The organism is Paenibacillus sp. MMS20-IR301, from assembly GCF_032302195.1.
Lineage (GTDB): Bacteria > Bacillota > Bacilli > Paenibacillales > Paenibacillaceae > Paenibacillus_AQ.
Window position 1 is genome coordinate 241508 of record NZ_CP135275.1, and the last position, 17883, is coordinate 259390.

At 39.8% G+C, this 17883-nt stretch carries 19 protein-coding genes and 1 tRNA gene; 9 read left to right on the forward strand and 11 right to left on the reverse strand.

The genetic code is table 11. The annotated features are described in order from the left end of the window. Positions 1-107 precede the first annotated feature (107 nt). Positions 108-1571: a glycosyl hydrolase gene (locus LOS79_RS01045; RefSeq protein WP_315415630.1), complete on the forward strand. Its 1464-nt coding sequence runs from the start codon at positions 108-110 to the stop codon at positions 1569-1571. Between the two features lie 6 nt (positions 1572-1577). On the opposite strand, the gene LOS79_RS01050 is transcribed toward LOS79_RS01045, so the two are convergent. After that, positions 1578-2072 (reverse strand): PH domain-containing protein, encoded by a 495-nt coding sequence (locus LOS79_RS01050; RefSeq protein ID WP_315415632.1) that lies wholly within the window; start codon positions 2070-2072, stop codon positions 1578-1580. 259 nt (positions 2073-2331) lie between these two features. Between LOS79_RS01050 and LOS79_RS01055 the strand changes: the two genes are divergently transcribed. Both LOS79_RS01055 and LOS79_RS01060 read left to right on the forward strand, forming a co-directional pair. After that, entirely contained in the window at positions 2332-2940 is a 609-nt protein-coding gene (locus LOS79_RS01055; RefSeq protein WP_315415634.1) for a hypothetical protein, read from the forward strand. A 227-nt stretch (positions 2941-3167) separates the two neighbouring features. Then, complete coding sequence (locus LOS79_RS01060) at positions 3168-3503, forward strand: YolD-like family protein (protein ID WP_315415636.1); 336 nt, start codon at positions 3168-3170, stop codon at positions 3501-3503. Positions 3504-3560: 57 nt separating this feature from the next. Here LOS79_RS01060 and LOS79_RS01065 read toward each other — a convergent pair whose 3' ends face one another. After that, complete coding sequence (locus LOS79_RS01065) at positions 3561-3722, reverse strand: hypothetical protein (protein WP_315415638.1); 162 nt, start codon at positions 3720-3722, stop codon at positions 3561-3563. 231 nt (positions 3723-3953) lie between these two features. On the opposite strand from LOS79_RS01065, the gene LOS79_RS01070 reads away from it, so the two are divergent. Continuing rightward, positions 3954-4640: a M15 family metallopeptidase gene (locus LOS79_RS01070; protein WP_315415639.1), complete on the forward strand. Its 687-nt coding sequence runs from the start codon at positions 3954-3956 to the stop codon at positions 4638-4640. Between the two features lie 76 nt (positions 4641-4716). After that, a complete protein-coding gene (locus LOS79_RS01075; RefSeq protein WP_315415640.1) occupies positions 4717-5151 on the forward strand; it encodes a WGxxGxxG family protein in 435 nt (144 codons plus the stop codon). 803 nt (positions 5152-5954) lie between these two features. On the opposite strand, the gene LOS79_RS01080 is transcribed toward LOS79_RS01075, so the two are convergent. The 6 genes from LOS79_RS01080 to LOS79_RS01105 all read right to left on the reverse strand — a co-directional run bounded on the left by LOS79_RS01080 (position 5955) and on the right by LOS79_RS01105 (position 13898). After that, positions 5955-6992, reverse strand: coding sequence for a reverse transcriptase family protein (locus LOS79_RS01080; protein WP_315415642.1), 1038 nt, complete (start codon positions 6990-6992; stop codon positions 5955-5957). A gap of 268 nt (positions 6993-7260) precedes the next feature. Further along, entirely contained in the window at positions 7261-9345 is a 2085-nt protein-coding gene (locus LOS79_RS01085; protein ID WP_315415644.1) for a retron Eco8 family effector endonuclease, read from the reverse strand. Between the two features lie 173 nt (positions 9346-9518). Beyond that, on the reverse strand, positions 9519-10094 hold the full coding sequence (locus tag LOS79_RS01090) for a DUF6037 family protein (protein ID WP_315415645.1): 576 nt from the start codon (positions 10092-10094) through the stop codon (positions 9519-9521). Between the two features lie 231 nt (positions 10095-10325). Beyond that, positions 10326-12203: a DUF3732 domain-containing protein gene (locus LOS79_RS01095; protein WP_315415648.1), complete on the reverse strand. Its 1878-nt coding sequence runs from the start codon at positions 12201-12203 to the stop codon at positions 10326-10328. Continuing rightward, positions 12200-12658, reverse strand: coding sequence for a three component ABC system middle component (locus LOS79_RS01100; RefSeq protein WP_315415650.1), 459 nt, complete (start codon positions 12656-12658; stop codon positions 12200-12202). The genes LOS79_RS01095 and LOS79_RS01100 overlap by 4 nt, the downstream gene beginning before the upstream one ends. Then, positions 12642-13898: an ABC-three component system protein gene (locus LOS79_RS01105; protein WP_315415652.1), complete on the reverse strand. Its 1257-nt coding sequence runs from the start codon at positions 13896-13898 to the stop codon at positions 12642-12644. The genes LOS79_RS01100 and LOS79_RS01105 overlap by 17 nt, the downstream gene beginning before the upstream one ends. Before the next feature lie 443 nt (positions 13899-14341). On the opposite strand from LOS79_RS01105, the gene LOS79_RS01110 reads away from it, so the two are divergent. The 3 genes from LOS79_RS01110 to LOS79_RS01120 all read left to right on the forward strand — a co-directional run bounded on the left by LOS79_RS01110 (position 14342) and on the right by LOS79_RS01120 (position 15347). Beyond that, positions 14342-14764, forward strand: coding sequence for a JAB domain-containing protein (locus LOS79_RS01110; RefSeq protein ID WP_315415654.1), 423 nt, complete (start codon positions 14342-14344; stop codon positions 14762-14764). A gap of 10 nt (positions 14765-14774) precedes the next feature. After that, positions 14775-14942 carry a JAB domain-containing protein gene (locus tag LOS79_RS01115; protein ID WP_315421913.1) on the forward strand — a complete coding sequence of 56 codons (168 nt, stop codon included), beginning with the start codon at positions 14775-14777 and terminating at the stop codon, positions 14940-14942. A 177-nt stretch (positions 14943-15119) separates the two neighbouring features. Further along, positions 15120-15347 (forward strand): helix-turn-helix domain-containing protein, encoded by a 228-nt coding sequence (locus tag LOS79_RS01120; protein WP_315415656.1) that lies wholly within the window; start codon positions 15120-15122, stop codon positions 15345-15347. Positions 15348-15534: 187 nt separating this feature from the next. Here the strand turns inward: LOS79_RS01120 and LOS79_RS01125 are convergent. The 3 genes from LOS79_RS01125 to LOS79_RS01135 form a co-directional block, all read right to left on the reverse strand. Next, a tRNA-Leu gene (locus LOS79_RS01125) sits at positions 15535-15620 on the reverse strand. 79 nt (positions 15621-15699) lie between these two features. Next, a complete protein-coding gene (locus LOS79_RS01130; RefSeq protein WP_315415658.1) occupies positions 15700-16305 on the reverse strand; it encodes a hypothetical protein in 606 nt (201 codons plus the stop codon). Positions 16306-16332: 27 nt separating this feature from the next. Then, positions 16333-16908, reverse strand: coding sequence for a TetR/AcrR family transcriptional regulator (locus LOS79_RS01135; RefSeq protein ID WP_315415659.1), 576 nt, complete (start codon positions 16906-16908; stop codon positions 16333-16335). A 233-nt stretch (positions 16909-17141) separates the two neighbouring features. Between LOS79_RS01135 and LOS79_RS01140 the strand changes: the two genes are divergently transcribed. Then, positions 17142-17798, forward strand: coding sequence for a hypothetical protein (locus LOS79_RS01140; protein WP_315415661.1), 657 nt, complete (start codon positions 17142-17144; stop codon positions 17796-17798). Positions 17799-17883: the final 85 nt, after the last annotated feature.

Genomic DNA, 17883 nt, shown 5'->3' on the forward strand with positions numbered 1-17883 from the left:
TTAACAGGATGAATTGTTGTCCATCCGCCGTGAAGCTACTCCACAATCCGCCATAATATGTACAAAAAAGATGGAGAAGGATGGTGGAACTTGTGGAACAGCGCATATTGAGGGACTTACTGGATTCCGCCTCGCGGCTGGTGGGGGATCCGCAGTGGCAGTCCGCCTTCCGGCGTGTTCTGACCGCTCCTGCAGACGGAGAGCTGGGGCTGCCGGCCCTGAAGCTGCTCAGCACGCTATACTGGCTGCAGGGCAAGGGCATCATCAGCGGGCAGCATGATTATCTGGAGAGTCCGGATGAGTTCAGCAGCAAGCTGAAGGGGACCGGGGGAGCATATGCCGGGCTCCACGGGTATGAGCTGGGGGCAATCAGCAATCAGAGCGAGAAGCTGCTCAGCAGCCAGCGGCAGGCGGTTACAGACAGTGCGATCCGCTGGCATAAGGCCGGGGGCATTGTAACCATGAGCTATCATGCCCAGCTGCCGGGCACTGCTCCGGACTGGAAGAATGTCTCAATGACCCTCAGCGAAGCTGATTTTACCCAGGTGATCACTCCGGGAACGGCCCAATACTCTGCACTGATTACAGAACTGGACAAGGTGGCGGTCTATCTAAGCAAGCTTAACGAGGCAGGTGTGCCTGTGCTCTGGAGGCCTTATCACGAGATGAATGGCGGCTGGTTCTGGTGGGGGCAGAAACGCTCCTTCCGCACACTCTGGAATCTTATGTTCGAGCGGTTCACCGTCTATCATAAGCTGCATAACCTGCTCTGGGTCTGGAGCCCGAATGCCAGGAACCAGTGGTGTGATGAGCCGGCGGATTATTATCCGGGCAGCGGAAGCGTTGATATTCTGGCGCTTGATATTTATGATGCGGATTACCGCAAAAGCCATCATGACAGCCTCTGGAGGCTGGGCTGCGGGAAGCTGATTGCGGTCGGAGAGTGCGGTGAGCTTCCAAATATTGCTCTGCTGGCAGGAGAACAGCCTTACTGGAGCTACCAGATGACCTGGGGCAAGCTGCTGTATGAGAAGAATAACGATGCGGCAATCGCGGCTTTTATGAAAGATCCGTTCGTGTTCACCAGGGATGCCTACGCAGCGAAGGCAGCAGGGCTGGGCTCATCGGCAGATGCCGCGCTGAAGCCGGGTTTGTATGCCCAATACTACAATAATGTTGCGCTTAGCGGTACGCCGGCACTTGTCCGGACGGATGCCCTCATTAACTTCAACTGGAGACAGGCGGCTCCTGATCCGGCGATAGCTGCAGACCTGTTCTCTGTGCGCTGGAGCGGCAGGCTGAGTGCGGCATATAACGAAACTTACAGCATATACAGTTCTTCGGATGACGGCATCCGGGTATGGATCGACGGGCTGCTGATTATTGACAGCTGGATGAAGCAGAGCGGGCAGGAGCGTCAAGGGAGTGTCAGGCTGATTGCCGGGAAGCTGCATGAGCTGAAGGTGGAGTATTACGAGAACCAGGGGGATGCGCGGGCGGTACTGATGTGGGAGAGCGCCAGCCAGGCCAAAAGCGTGATTCCGGCAGAGGCGCTGTATCTCCCTCAATAGGCTTGATCAGATTTGTTCGCGGTAGCTGATGTTGTTGGCGATCTTCTCGTCCCGGACCGCCTGGCGCAGAATGTCTTTGACTGTCTGGACCTTACGGATTTTGCGGAAAGGAAGCTGTGGCGACGAGGCATCATCTGAGAAAATGGTAAGTGTCCCTATGCCCAGAATGCGGTCCGGAACCGACTGGGTGACGGAGAAGTCATTGACCCGCAGCAGTTCGATTTCTTCAACATCCTTGCCGATCAGCCCGGTCTTTACCATTATCCGCTGGCTGGTGATGATATAAGTGGTAGTGTTAAGCCCGATCAGCCCTTTGAGGCGGTCGGATATGCCGGCAGGCTTGCCGTGCCAGAGCTCTGTTTCCGGGCCTGACCCGGAAGCGCGGCCTGCCGCCGGACGGCGAGCTGCTGCGGGGGTATTCTCCTCTGTACCTGCCCCGCATTCTCCGCAGAATTTAGCACCTTGCTTGTACTCCGCACCACAGGCTGTGCAATAAGGCATAGGTTATCTTCCTCCCTGATTATGAATGAGCTGTTTATAGTATAGCAAAATAACCCCGCAAAGTGAGATATTGGCTTTGCGGCTATTTCAGGTACTTTGCGGGGAACCCGTGAGAAGTCCCAGTTCTTCCCGGGTTTTCTTGTGATTTTGCTTGTGAATACGCTTTATCGCAGAAAAATATTTCATTAGCGCTTTTTTTACATTAATTTCATTTGCACTTTACAATTATCGCTATTATTCTGTTAAGTGGAGGGATTTAATGATGAGACGAACCTTACTTGCAGGATTGATTGTGATCGTTGCCATACTTAGTGCCTGCAGCAATAACAGCGCGGAACCTGCTTCACAGGAAGTAGTGCAGGATACTGTCCAGAACTTTTACAATGAGATGTCAAAATTTGATCAAATGGGCAAGTCCTCACTGGAGGATTTCAACACAACCTTAACCTCGTATTCAACAGGAGATGCGACTGCGAAGGAACTGCAGAAGGCTGTAGACCAGTTCCAGGATACAGCATCGGATATAGCGAATCAGGTGGGGGAGGTTAAAATTGCCAAAAACCTGCCGGAGTCTATCCAGACTCTGCTTAGAGATTCAATTATCGCTTTTGAAAGTGCCTATTCCATTAAAGAGCAGGCATCCAAAGGTGCAGTTTCTCCAGATGTGACTGCCGAGGAATTCGATGCAATGAATCAGCAGGCGGATGTGGCGATGCTGTACGGGATTTCCAAGCTGAATGAAGCAAGAGTTGCCGCCGGGCTGATCGATGCGGAGGAAGACACGGAAGCCGGAACAACGGCAGTATCCCCTTCAGAAGCCGAGCCTGCCACAACAACCGGTAATACTTCGGGGAATACGGCGGACTAGAGAGTAGTAGGGTCAAAATGGATGACAAGGACGCTGCACAGGAAGCTGTGGGCGTCTTTTTGCTGCGCCGGGATAATGTGTGCGGGGGAAACTGTCCAGCCAGAAGGATGCCATTTATTTCTGCTTGCTTAACAAGCCGGATTGCGGATATAATACAAACATACGTTCGGCTGGAGCCGGCACATTAGCACAATAGTGCTGATGATCACGTGATCGGAGGAGCAGAAATGAGCAAGAAACTGGAAGGCGGGGGCCTGCAGGGGAGCAGCCGGGTGATGCTTACAGAGCAGAAGGGCTCGCTCAGCAGGGAGACAAGAGAGACGTGGCGCAGTGTCAAGCCGGTGCTTGATGAACGGAAGCTGGAGGAGATTGAGCACACGCTGGCCCTGTCTCTGCGGAGTCATGTGCGGGTTACACTCATCCTGTTTGAGCCTTTCGGGAAGAAGCATCTGAGCGGATTCGTAACCTCCATTCACACCCACTCGCGGGAAATCAAGCTGCAGTGGGCGGAGGAATGGAAGTGGCTGAGTGTTGATGATATTGTCGAGGCTTATATCGTCTGATGCCTGGCGGTAATTGCAGAACATGGAATGTCTGAAGTTTAGTATGTGAAGTCTGCGCTAATGCTGCTTTGCCGGATCTGTTTTTTCATAGGCGATTAGCGTCACTCCCGGATTACCGGTCATCTGGGCGATGGCTGATTCTGCCTGGCGGATTACTTCCACAACCTCTTCACGGCCGCTGAATGCGGCTATTTTGTAGCTGTCACTGTGAATATGCATTTGATCTGGTCCCGCCTTTCTATAATGGATGGAACTGCGTTTCTAGATATTATTCTGGCCAGACCCGCAGGAATTCATCCTGGTGCACGAAGTTCAGTATAGCTACAAGTGACAACAGACTCCGGAGATTCCCGGGGTCTTCTTCGCATATTCAGAATGGGGTTATGACGCAGTGAATCCGTACAAGCAATTGTGGAAAAGCGGGCATTTACTGTACCAGGGGGTGAGTATATGCTGACTTTGGATCAGGTGAAAAGCAAATCCGCCGGCTGGCTCGGCAATCTGCATCCGGTTCTGCTGGCCGCTGCGACGGAGCTGATCCGGCGGACTTATGCGAGAGGAGTCCCCATTCTGATTACCCAGGGGATGCGCACGGTTGCCCAGCAGAATGCGCTTTATGCGCAAGGGAGAACCAAGAGAGGACCAATAGTGACCAATGCCAGGGGCGGCACCAGCTATCATAACTATGGGCTGGCGATTGATTTCGCGCTGCTGCTGCCGGATGGTAAGAATGTCTCCTGGGACATGAGCCGCGACGGGGATGGTGACAAGCTGGCGGACTGGCAGGAGGTGGCGCAGGAGGCCAAGAAGCTCGGCTTTGAGTGGGGCGGAGACTGGACTTCGTTCAAAGATTATTCGCATCTGCAGTTCTCCTTCGGCTTGACTACCTCGGAGCTCCGGGCCGGGCGCAAACCGACGGTGCAGCAGGTAAAGGATGCCTTAAGCCGGATTAACGGAGGTGACCAAGAGATGAATACCGGTGTAAAAGTAAATGTTACATTGAACGGGCAGGCCCTCACCACAGGCGTGCTGGACAGCGTTACAACGTATGTACCGGTACGGGTCATAGCCGAGGCGCTGGGAGCCAAGGTAACTTATGATCCTGTAAGCAAAACAGTGAACATTGTGAAGGAATAAACTTCACTGTATAGTTGCTGTGCCGCATGGGGAAATTATCAGCGAGTACCCATAATCATAAAGGAGGCATAACATCTTGAACAAGCTGATCACAAGCCTTGCATGCGGCACAGTGTTATCCGTGAGTCTGCTGGGGGCGGGTTACACAGCTTCAGCAGCCGGCACCATGGGGATGGATGGAAGAGTACCGTCTACGAACAGCACCACTACGGACAGCCGGATGAGTAATATGGGCAGCATGGATGGCCGGAGTACACAAATGATGAACAGCCGGGGCAACACAATGATGAATCAGACAACTGGCACTATGCACAGGAATGAGACCATCATGAAGGATAAAATCCGCACCGGTGACAATAGCTCCGTCTCTCCGCTAAGCAACAGCACACCCACCGGTGTCTACCGGGCACAGAGCACCACAAACGGCAACGGCTCGGGCTGGGGCTGGCTGGGACTGCTGGGACTGCTGGGGCTGGCTGGGATGCGGAACAGAAGCGGGGAGCGGCATTAAGCAGCCGGTGGCATGCTAATGGCCCGTATTGGCTCTGGCCAATCGGGTCTTTTTTATCGCTTGGAGATAATCCAAGCCCAGAAAAGGGAATAATCCGGATTCCGCCTGGCGGTTCCCGGAATTAGGTGGATTTTCTCCACTTGCTTGTGAACGGGACAGCCCAGTTCAAACAGCAGGTGGAAAAACAGCACTTAATTTTAGGTTAATCAGCCAAAGTAGAGGAAATATGTGGAATTAAGTAACGTTTATCCACTTAATTCCTGAAAATGCTCCAAAACCACTAAATTAAGATACGTTTGTCCAACTAAATAAGTTACCTTTGAGTGAAATCCGAAGCTTGTTTGCCACCTCGCGGAGCATTCAGCAAATTGTAAAAAAACAAAAAAACCTTGATTGCTCAAGGTTCTCATTGTAGTGCCGAGGACGGGGGTCGAAACCGTACGAAGGTCACCCATCGCAGGATTTTAAGTCTTGAAGTTGACCCTTTAGCTCCACATGTACACTAAGGAAAGATCACACATAAATCCTTTAACCATGCGGGTTGAAGGCTCTTTTTTTGTTCCATACTCTCTATGTTCGAGGATTTGGATATGCAGCCATGTTAGCAAGGATGTTAGCAGAATGAAGGGCAGAAGCTTTGCGTCACTGTTAGTGGTGCGATGTGTTTTGTATACAAAAGAAATTGAACCTCTTACTTAGTAGGACAAGGCTCTAAATCTATAGATCCGGTCTCTACCTTTGAGTTGCTGCTGCACTCAAAGGCACAAGAGTGTGACCAGAAATGTAAACAACCTCTTAGGCCTCTAAATTTCAAACGCAATTATATCTAATATCTTTTCAATCTCATTAATCTTAAATAATAATTTTTGGTGTACTTTAGTCGTATCTTCTGGCATCACCCCTACGCTATCAAATGGAAGTAATCCCAGTAAAAAAGAACGATATCCTGCTAGGTAATTATGGAGCCAAAGTAAATTAATTTTTTTATTTGAATCCAAATTAAAATGATTTCTTATCTCACATAGCAAATTGTCAATGTTCTTTTTCTGAGAGTGTTGGTAGCAGTATATAAGTGAAGAAAGAAGGGCTGTTTTTTTTCTTGATAAACGTATATCCGTTCCAACCACGAATCCATTTAAAGAAATTTCCTTTTTAGTTTTTAAAACTTTCTTATTATTCAGATAAAATCCACAAGATTTTAAAATTTTTATGATTCCATTTAAAAAGACTTTTTTATGAATATATAATTCATTTGATGAAAAGAGCATATCATCAACATATCGACTATATTCAATTCCGAATTTTTTGCAATATCTAGAAATCCTAATATCCAAATGCCTGAAAAAAACATTTGACAGAACAGGCGATGTGACAGCACCTTGTGGAAGACTACCATTTAGCGTTACTATTTTCATAATAAAATCCAATAACGATATATCTTCATTAATTTTAATATCATCATCAATAGTATATTTTAATACTTCTCTTAGTTTCTTTTCCTTAATAGATTCAAAAAAATTTTTTATATCTAATCTTAAATAGAAATTATGATTTATATGTGGTTTTAAATAATCATAGTATGATTTTCCTTTAACATAGCCGTATGCGTAGTTTGATAGTGGAATGAAATCAAAATAATTATTTTTTAATTGTTTTTGAATTTTAAATAAAACATGCTCATTGTCAATACACTGTAAAATTCTATCAGAATTATCTTTCTTTTTTATGGTTTTTGTGTAATATGCCTCAGGTATTGACTCTAACATTAAAGAGTCAATATGTTCGGTTACACTCCCACGAAGGACTTTTTTTTCAAAATTATTTAAACTTTCAATGCGCACATTTCATTTCTCCTAAGATATAAGTATAAGGGTAAGTACATCCCAGAATCTCGAAATTGATCAGCTAGTAGGCCAATTTGCGTAAAATAGTCGAGCGCGACAATTAGCAAGCCTAAAACCATGGATTTTCCCTAAAACCGCTAATGGAACGTTACAAGAGCTTTTTAGTTTCTTGATACTAGGGATAAAAAAACTTTTCATCATGGCATCCATAGTCAAAATACAACTATATCAGATTTTACTACTTACCCTTTACTTTACAATAATCTTACACCATTCCCTCTAATCGATCAATTACCTTTCCTAATTCAGGAAAACTCGCATGGAACAAACTTCTATTAATAAATATGTTTTCAGTCTTCACTAAGTCTAATTTATTATTAAAAAACCAGTTAAGATATAAAGTGATCCATCCACTAGTTTTATCGCCAAAATCAAGATTTGATTTTTCTAATTCATTACGAATTTCTTTAATTATTTTAAAGATCTTCACAAACTCTGAATTAGAACTAGCATTCTTATCTTCTTTCTTACCATTTAACCACTCCGTTTTCCCGAAAAAGATTACCCTAAGTAAACTAGTTTTTTGACTATCAGTTTGTAAAGAAGTATATAGGGTTTCAAATTTTGAATCTTCCCAGTTGTATCCTTTAACCCATTCATAGAACAGATGATAGTTTGCCCTATTAATAATTGCTCCTTCTATAGTCGTTTCGAATGGCATAAAGTTATATTGAGCATAATATTGTTGCATTAATTCAATTAACTCATATCTTTCCTGATTTTGCTTAATACAAAGTCCAGTAGAATCTATCTCAAATGTAGTAAATTTTAGCTTTTCTGCAATCTCGTTTCTAATTCTAAAAGTATCCTTAAACTTCTTTTTGTAATGGTATTTTTCGCGATTCACAATATTGTTATTCTTCATTACATTCAGATAGGCGTTACCTGACGTTTTATATTTTTTTGACTTAGAAGAATAATTCAATATCTTATCCATATCAATTAGAACTAGATATTTAATTTTTGACTTCCTGTCATTCGGATTAACCAGTTTAAGCTTATCTTCTTTTCCATCAAAAGAATAAATATCTACTCTATGTAGTTTAGGAAACAAAGTACGAAGATATCCATTTCTGAATATCTCTAATTCTGTTTCTCCTTCAACAAATAAACATATCTCGGAGAAGAATAGATTAGCTTCATTATCTGATAACAGTTTATATTTTTTCTGTTTAAATCCATTGATTCTTGTAATATGAGACTTATTAAATAATTCAGTGTTGGTAACATGAAATATTTCATACTCCTCATTTTCAATAATAATATTTTTAGTGAATGATGGAGAATGAGTAGAAAATATCCATTTGGTTGTGACATATCTATCATATTGCTTAATTTCTCTAACAAATTCCTCTATTTTTTTTAAATGAATGTGTAATTCTGGTTCATCTATCATGATTAATGGACTTGAGAGATGCTTATTCTCAAATAATCGCAATATTAATTTTACATATAAACTCATAAATGAATATGAGTTCATTCCATAAGAACCTAATTTCAACTGATGAGACTCATAATCAAAATCTTTACCACCCAATTGTAGCTGTATTATCTGGCTGATTTTTTCATAAACACTATCCTGACGAATTTTAATATTCGATTTTTCAAATTCTTCAATAATTCCATAAATAACGTTTTCATAATTCCCTTCAATTTCTTCATCCAATTCAAAAACACCTTTTATACTTTTACTTATAGATACTTTTTTTCTGAAAGGAGCTATCTCTCCAATAACTTTCCATATCAACTCCCAATTATAAAGATTAATATTTCTAGACTCTAAAAAGAAAATTGGAAATCTTACCGAAACGAAGGCTCTAAAGTCATATTCCTTCACGTTCCAATATATAGATTTATTCCTTCTGTTGTACTTTAAAGTCAAAGTACATTTATTGTTTGTAGTATATTCTTCAACATAATTCATGATTTTATCTACGATTTCATTTGTAGGGTCTATGTTACTACCAAAATCATTAAATTTCATTTTAGAGAAGAACTCACTAAAAAAACCTTCAAAAGGATCAGTAATAGTTTGCACTTTATTGATCAGTTCACTGAAATCATATTCTACGGAAATTTCAATTTCATCATTATAAGGATTAGTTTTATTAAACATTGAATCATCAAACACTTCTCTTGTTAGATTAAGATGAAAAAAATATAATATCTTCATGATATTAGTTTTACCAACATTATTAATTCCAATAAAACAATTAACGTTTTTCTTTAAATTCAACTCCATGAACTCTATTGATTTACAATTTTTTATTGTAATTTTATTAATGGACATCAAAACCATCCCTTTAAATTGTGGTCCCCATATCTAGTTTAGTGTATGGTTTCCCATCTACATTTTGCTGATTCCACCTGGTCTTAGTATAAGCTCGTACATCTGAGTCTCCTATTGGGAACTAAATCAACTCTAGTACAAAGAATAATCCTTCCACCAGTATTGAACATTAGTCAGAAATCAAGGGTAACTTCTTGAGCTTTTTTGAAATCATCAGTCCATCTACTGCTCACATTTTTAGCATTACACAGTTTATAAGCATCATTCCCCAATAATAACCTTGTCTTTTCAAGATTTTTGGGAGTAACTTTGTTATCTTTGGTTGTGTTATCTAGCCACCCCATAAAATATATTTTATCAGCTTCTTCCACATCTTTTCGATAACCCGCTATTTCATGTGGTTTGGGAGTATTCTTCCCATCAGCTTTTTGTGGAATGTTCTTATTAAACTCGCAGAAGAAATAGATGGGCTTAAATTTATTTGTGGGATTAAATTGCAATCCAAGAATTCGACATAATTCAGAATACTTTTCGTAGGACACGGTTGAATCAATAATAAATCCTTTTTTAACATCCGCTTCAAAATAGAAGTTTTCAGCTTTCACACCAAACATTAATTTGTAAGGATTTTCATCAATGAAAAAAAACACATCGAAAGCCACGTTATTGTATCCGAAACCAAATCTATACCTTTTAAGGCTGAGTCGCCGCATATCATTGTATAAAGAAATGATTCCGTCTAGTTTCATGTTCTACCACCTTCTCTTAGCATTTCTCACGGCATGACAACACATCCTGTAGTGATCAAGCCGTTTTAATTAAATTCATTGTTTGCATAAAAAACATTTGTCGCAGGGAAAATGCTGAGAAAGCTCTATAGGATAAGTTCTGCGTTTGAGTACGCCGTAGCGCTCGGAAAAGAAAAATGTAGACACAAAACAGACTTCAAGTATGGCAAACCCAAGCTAGTTTACTTTTTATCAAATCATTGATTCCGGTATTAACGCATTTCCATTTTTAAACTCGTTATCAACCAAGTTGACATTTATTAAATTTGCTTCTTCCCATATAGTTTGAGGTATATGCTCAAAAATAATCATTTGAAAAGAATGATTATACTCTTGGTTAATACGTGTAATAAAATCATTCAGGACAGTAAATGCAACTGTGATTTTGGTTCTATCGTCTTGTGGTATTTGCGACCACGACTTCTTATCATCTTTTCTTTTTCTGTCCTCACCGTAGTAAGGTCGGCTAGGCTGATCTAGGATTAAGAAACTCGGCACAAATGGCGCTTGTTGCTTTATTATTAGTTCATGTAATCCAAGCATGAAACAAATATGCATAAACATGTGATTGGAACTGCTACCCACAATTGAAGGTACAAGAGACCCTGGCTTTTTTAATTGCAACACTTTTTTTCTATAATCAAATACTGGTTGGTAACCTTCATATATTCCAAGAGCATTAGACGACTCTATTAAATATTTTTGAATTAATTCCTCTAATAATCTAATAACTAATTCCCTATCAACAATTTCATTCTCTAGCACAGATTTTAATTGATCGAGTTCTTCTTGTTTTTTTTGTAAATCATTCTCGCTAAAATCTTTTTGTTCACCATTGGCGTATAGCTCCAATTTAGCTTTAATTTCCCCAATGAATATAAATTTTTCAACTTCAGAATTAAAAGATTTTTTTCTTATTGGCAGTTTGTCTATTTCCTTTTGAATACTTTCCAGTTCACTCTTCAGTTTTTTTATATCTCCAACCAAATTCATATCAAAAGGTCTTTTGTCTGTAAGTTCATTTTTAATTTTTCTCATTTCTTTATCCAAAATATCCATTAAAACCGACAAATCAGGATGTTGAATGAGTTCACCAAACTTTTCATTTAGATACTCTAAGGGCTTCAAGCTTTCAAAAGTAGTCGATTTAAGATGTATATAATTGTTATATTCGTCCATAAATTTACTGTAACTTCTTATATTAAATCTTAATTCGTTTTTCTTCTTTTGTAATTTTTCTAGTTGTTTTAGATTATCTGATGTATTAATCGAAGTTGCATTAGAGATAATCATTTTCAAATTTACAACATCATTATCTAATGAGCGGGATTCATTTGTAATTAAATCGAATTCTTTTGCCTTTCTTACAATCTCTCTTAAATTTGCATCAAATGCATTTTTTTCTTTTTCAACTGCAGTCTTTTGTCGTTCTAATCTAACAATATCTTTTTCCAAATTAGATATTTTTTCTTTAATTAATATGTTTTTTACTGAATCTATACCAGTTGCAAGGTCAAAGATTCTATGTAATGCTTCAGAGTATTTTTCATCATTTTGTTTATCAAAAAACACTTCGCTATGATCAATTGTATCCCCCGATTGAGTGTTAAACATAAAAAAATATCTAAGTGATATTTTACTTCCGGCCTTAAGATTTCTACCACTATAAGGAATCACAACATTACTATCGATACTAAATTCTTTCTCAATTACATTTTTTAATTCTGTATCAGATATGTTCTGAAAAGGTTCCTGTGGCACTTCTCCTATCGGTGAAAAGTAGTACATAGAACTCACTTTTCTGTTCTCAGTTAAGGCGCCTCTTGCGATAAGATACTCTTTATCATTGATATAAAATTTTAGTCCATACCAAGAAATGTTCTCATTAATTTTTTCTTGGGGAATTTTAGTTTTACTTGCAAAAAAACAGTAGTCAATAATATCGATAATAACTGATTTACCAGTTCCACTGTCTCCAGTTATTACATTTATTTTGTTTTCTTCAAACTCAATAATACGGACTTTATTATTTTTGAGCCAAAGGACAATTTCCTTAATCACAAATCTCATAGTTTCACCCTCAGTTGTAAATATAAATTTCTTTCATTATCTGTAAGAATTGTTGCGAGTTTCGGTGCGGCCTCTGCTATATTTAAAGCTCTTTGTCCTACCGTATCTTTTTCTAACTTAAGCGATTCTTGTTCATTTAAAATTATCTGAGAATCTTGTATTTGTATTAAACGAATTTCTTTAAGAAATAATAAAGAGTTAATCGATAAAGTTAAAAACGAATAATATCTTTCGTTATAATTTGAGAAATAGCTTGGTTTTTTAATGATAAACTCTTCAAGACTTCTTATTGTTGTATTATTATTTTTCAGAAAATCTAAAGATCCTTGGTGAGAAACAATCGGGAATATTAATAGCGCCTTTGAGATACTTATATATTTTAAATGTTGAAGAACTGAATAAATAGATATCGCACAAATAATTTCATTGTTATATAGGTCACTTTGTGGGATCATTTTTTTTATATTTCTCCTCCCAATCGAATCGCCAGCCGATAATCGGCTTGTTTGACAATAGATAGTATTGTCCATTGCTTAACTCAGTATCTAAAGGAGTTTCATCGATTATTAGTTCCTTTTTTCTTATCTCATCTAGGCATTTTTGCCCTGCAAGAGCTATTTCTTTTTCTGTTGGAGTTGACACATTTAACATAATATCTAAATTGATTTCTCTATGCGCTTCATCATAAGTGTTTTTCCACTTCGTAACACAATCTTGCTCAAAATGCTCAAGTTGTTCTTTAACAATAAACCCTTTTTTTAACCATTCAGATATATGATTATCAGTTCGCAGCATATGGCTTGCCAGACGCAATTTTTCAGCAGTAGCGTTATTATTTATTGCGTAGATTTCTTTTAATTGGATAATAAAGAGTTGATCATCAATTGGCTTATCAAAATGAACTGGATCATTATTTATCGGCAATTTATCATTTCTTCCTTTATCAAACAATACATGATAATTACGATAAAATTCTTCAAATGTTATGATATTTTTAACTTTTGATTTTATATTTATATAATTACGTTTTCTTATGTTACTATCAACTGCTTCAAAAACATCATCTATCTTCGATTCCTTTACTTGCTTTGATTTAATTCTACTTTTGATCTTAGTAATAAGATCATCTTGGTCTAGCTCAAACTCAAGTTTTTTCAAAAACTCTATAAGCCATCGATTGGATTGGTTTTCGATTTGTTTCATATATTTATTGAGTGTTGTATCAGTTGTCCCTTTTATTAAATTATCTAAATAACTTTTAAAATCTTGTATACTTGTTTTATTAAGTTTGAAATCTTTAACTTTTTGAAGAAAAGCATTATTATCATTATCTGCTTTATTCGATACTATGATAAAAGTGGTTTTTTTTATGAAATTCGATTGATCATTCCAACTATTTCTTCCATCAAGGGGATCATTAATAATTGTCGCCCAATTATAAAGACTTTTCCACAAGTCACCATCTCGCTCTGAAAGATTAACTATTTTGCCGGAAGTATTTGTTTGAACTGTATGTTTTAATTGAAGTAATACCATCTGACCATCCGATAAATTAATATGAACATCATCCTTTACTTCGATACCTATTTCCTCACCTTCTTCAAGTCCTAAAAGTCGGTATAAGAAATAGTAATATTGATAATCAAAACCTATTGATTTATTATCAGCGGTTGTTTTATCTTGAAAAGTACTCAAATGCACACACCTCTAATTCACTATTTATAAATATGCCGACAAATCCCAATATTCCTTTATGCATTAGCGCACTCACAGCTATTCTCAAACCTTAACAACTGATGTCTTTTCTTATTAATAAGATATTTATTTCATTCTCTATAAGCATTGCTCCCGAATTATCCTCGCTTCAATCCATAAAACTAGAAGTTCAAAAATGCTTGAAATCCTATACCTTTACCTCAAATAACCTGTATTTATTCTAACTTAGTTCTATTAACTCAAAACAAAGCAGGACTTTTAAACTAAGCTAAAATACATATTTCGTCATTTTCTTACCATCACCTTCCAAACAAACGTTCTATTACCAGGGAGATATGAATATATTTCGTGAACTGTCGTTTTTCAAATCTATATTATAAATTTGAATCATAACAAAATAGATGTTAGAGGGGAGCAAACAGATGAATCAAGAACTAAAGAATTTGGTATTAGAATCATTAAGAGAAAGACAAGATAGTTATGCAATCAAAGAATTATTTGAAAAATTCCCTACAGCAACAGAATTAGTAACCGCAACAGAAAAACAATTACAATCTGTAAAAGGTAACGGAAAAGGTAAGGCACGGCAAATTACAGCTATGCTTAAACTTGCAAAAGCACTCACCTACCCTGAGCAGACTAACAATTCTATTCGAAGTCCCAAAGACGTATATAATCTCCTCGAACCCGAACTCCGCTTTGAACAGAAAGAACACTTCATTTGTCTATTCCTCAATACCAAGAACCGCCTCATCTTCAAAGAAGTCATCTCCATAGGCTCTCTGAACGCCGCCATCGTTCATCCCAGAGAAGTATTCATTCCATGCAGCAATCAAACGCTGTAGCGCCTCGCTCATTTGCGCTCACAACCATCCGAGCGGTGACCCGGAGCCGTCAATTGAAGACGTGAATCTGACGAAACGCCTCATAGCTGCTGGGGAAATCATAGGAATAGAAGTCCTTGATCATGTAATTATTGGCGGAAATCGGTACTACAGTTCGAAAGAGCACGGCTTGATATAATCGAACTTCAACCTAAATATTGTATGTTCCCCTTAATAAAAACCTCTCCGTAAATACCTATGGCATCCGAATTGCCACACCCTGTATTAATTCATGGTTATAACCACTTAAATCCTCACTATATCCTGTTGAGCATCCTTCCAAAAAATTCTATCGTTTTGTTAGGGGTGAGGGGAATTGAACAACATCGAATTTATCGGAGAAAGCATCCGAATTCTGCGTACTGGTAAAGGACAGAGCCAGGAACAACTGGCTTTGAATGCAGGAGTAAACACATCCTACATAGGCCAGATCGAACGTGGAGAGAAGAATCCAACGATAAAAACTTTGGAGAAAATAGCGCTAGCTCTCGAAGTAACCTTACTTGATTTACTTTTACACTCAAATCCTACGAATAGAGCGTGACAGAATTCTCGAACGCAAAGCATGAGCTAGAACCGTTCGTCGTGAAGTCAGTTCAAGCATCATTCCGAGCGTATTGGAAACCTCGAATTTACACGAAAAAGAGGCACCGTTAGCAAAATGTTAGCAAATCATCTTAAAAACAAACAAGGGTTCCAGCTCTAATGAGCTGAAACCCTTGTTGTTCTAGTGCCGAGGACGGGGGTCGAACCCGTACGAAGGTCACCCTTCGCAGGATTTTAAGTCCTGTGCGTCTGCCTGTTCCGCCACCCCGGCATATGAAGTTTGTCGTTAACGCGACAAGTAATAATATACCACGTATTCTGCGGTTACGCAATCCATTTCCTGAATTTTTTTACTCAGGTGCTTCAGCAGCTCCCACACTCTTCAAGTAGTCAAACAGGACCTGGTGATTCCAGATTTGAGCTTCGATATATTCAATATAGGGTCCCATGCCTTCCCACAGCGCCGTTCTCCCCTTATCCTCCGGGGTGCCGTAGATATGCTCCAGCTGATCTAAGTCAGAGAGGGTAAAGATTTTGCCGTGATAGCCGGATTGATAATGAGCAGATTCTTTATCTTCACCCAGCCAATAAGTAACCATACTGTCCGGATACGTAAAGCTAATATCTCCGGGTGAGAAAATCGTAAGCGGAACACGCACACTGCTTAATTCAAGCGTGGCTAAGTTATCTTCCATCCAGTGAGAGTAGCCGAGTACGGCATAGAGCGGGTAATATTCCCGGGGAGCTCCTCCCTTTGCGATAAATTCATCCCGCACCCAATGTTCAACTTGCCTTCTGTTCTGCATATATTGGGCAGGCTCCTTAAATCTGTCCGCTACCGGGTTATCCACATACAGGGACTCCATAACAGTAATCGCTTCAGAGTCAGATAGGGCGGACAGGCTGCGGAAAGGCGCATCGCCTTGTATGTAGTAGTGCGTCAGATAGGTCAACATGATTAACACTCCTTAATGAATGAATAGCTAGTCTCTGATCTGTGTACTGTGCTTAAGAAAGTGATACATTTCTTCCAGCATAACTATCGCCTCGTCAATGGTTAATTCATGGTAATCCATATTAATCATGACTCCTATTCCAAGCCAATAGGCTGAAAGCTTCCTGAACAGCTCCTGAGCCTTGCTGGTGTTCATCGTGCTTAACTGGGGATCGAGCTGTAAGAACGTCTGATAAAACACTTCTGTGATGCTGTCCTCATTATTCCTGGTGAACTCACTACTGTAATCAGACAGAAATAATAACCGGAAAAGCTGCTTCTCTGATTGGGCAAACAGCAGACAGCCCGCAGCCAGGTTCATAGCAGGCTCATTCTTCTCATTGTTGTAGCTTTGGATCTCTGTTAAAGCAAAGTCAACAGCTTGTTTATAAACCTCCTCTTTGACCTCGTCCATGCTCCTGTACAGCCGGTATACGGGTTGAGTAGAGCATTTTAGCTTCAGGGCAATATTTCTGGCTGTCAGCAGCTCAAAGCCTTCTTGCCTGGTCAATTCAAAAGCCGTATGAGAAACCTGTTCTCTGGTAATCTCTGCTTTTGGCGGCATCCTAATCAGCTCCTTGTATTATGAATATGTATAATAACATACGTTATATAACATATGTTATTATTAACTTAGCAAAATGTCAATGCTGGAATTCCTGCACCGGCGCCATCCTTGAGCATTTTCCTGACCTCTGGGAATAAGAGGATTATATGTTCCTTCAGCCGAAAATATAGAGTATAGTTCTATGTTTTTGTATTAGTGAGAGTCTGGATTCAGTTCAAGGAGGGCGAAGAATGGCGACATGGGTTACTCATTTTAGAATTGCTGAAGAGTTAATAAAGAGGGGGCTTCCGGTATCCAGGGCTGATTTTCTGGTTGGTAACATTGGCCCTGACTGCGGGTTAGCTGACGAAGAAGGAAAGCTTAATCCGCCCAAACGTATCACACACTTTAAAGATGGCAATGGAATTCGGCCGGAGCATTTCTCAGAGCAATATGAATTGAATGATCTTGATATGATTACTAATGAAGGTTCCTATTGTCTGGGATATTATTGTCACCTTATTACTGATGTGGAGTGGGTCAAGCTCACCAGGCTTAAGCAGCAGGAGCAAGTGCATCAAGCTATGATAGGTACTTCCGAATATAATTCCCTTGTTAAAAGAGACTGGTACTGGCTGGATTTTAAATATTTGAAGCTGCATAGTGATCATATGTTTTGGACTGATTTTCAGTATATTCAGCATTATCCGGAGTACCTGCCTTTTTTTCCTGAAGGCCAAACGTTTAAGCAAGTCCGGAATATTGTTAGCTTTTACTGTAACACTGAGGTGCCCATGGAATACGATCCTGTATACATAAAAGAAGCTGAAGTAGACCGTTTTGTTGAGGAGACGGCAAACAAGATTCAGGATATTATGACCATGGCCCAAATGAAATCCGGCAGGTAGCAAAATGATCAGGGGGCATCAGGTGAATTGTCAGGGTGTCATTACCCAACAATAGGGTAATAAATGGCATGTGATGCAACTTATT

Excerpts from the sequence above, each read along its gene's own strand:
- LOS79_RS01050 (WP_315415632.1), bottom strand. The coding sequence starts at position 2,072 with ATGCCTTATTGCACAGCCTGTGGTGCGGAGTACAAGCAAGGTGCTAAA.
- LOS79_RS01055 (WP_315415634.1), top strand. The coding sequence starts at position 2,332 with ATGATGAGACGAACCTTACTTGCAGGATTGATTGTGATCGTTGCCATA.
- LOS79_RS01060 (WP_315415636.1), top strand. The coding sequence starts at position 3,168 with ATGAGCAAGAAACTGGAAGGCGGGGGCCTGCAGGGGAGCAGCCGGGTG.
- LOS79_RS01065 (WP_315415638.1), bottom strand. The coding sequence starts at position 3,722 with ATGCATATTCACAGTGACAGCTACAAAATAGCCGCATTCAGCGGCCGT.
- LOS79_RS01070 (WP_315415639.1), top strand. The coding sequence starts at position 3,954 with ATGCTGACTTTGGATCAGGTGAAAAGCAAATCCGCCGGCTGGCTCGGC.
- LOS79_RS01085 (WP_315415644.1), bottom strand. The coding sequence starts at position 9,345 with ATGTCCATTAATAAAATTACAATAAAAAATTGTAAATCAATAGAGTTC.
- LOS79_RS01090 (WP_315415645.1), bottom strand. The coding sequence starts at position 10,094 with ATGAAACTAGACGGAATCATTTCTTTATACAATGATATGCGGCGACTC.
- LOS79_RS01095 (WP_315415648.1), bottom strand. The coding sequence starts at position 12,203 with ATGAGATTTGTGATTAAGGAAATTGTCCTTTGGCTCAAAAATAATAAA.
- LOS79_RS01100 (WP_315415650.1), bottom strand. The coding sequence starts at position 12,658 with ATGATCCCACAAAGTGACCTATATAACAATGAAATTATTTGTGCGATA.
- LOS79_RS01110 (WP_315415654.1), top strand. The coding sequence starts at position 14,342 with ATGAATCAAGAACTAAAGAATTTGGTATTAGAATCATTAAGAGAAAGA.
- LOS79_RS01130 (WP_315415658.1), bottom strand. The coding sequence starts at position 16,305 with ATGTTGACCTATCTGACGCACTACTACATACAAGGCGATGCGCCTTTC.
- LOS79_RS01135 (WP_315415659.1), bottom strand. The coding sequence starts at position 16,908 with ATGCCGCCAAAAGCAGAGATTACCAGAGAACAGGTTTCTCATACGGCT.
- LOS79_RS01140 (WP_315415661.1), top strand. The coding sequence starts at position 17,142 with ATGGCGACATGGGTTACTCATTTTAGAATTGCTGAAGAGTTAATAAAG.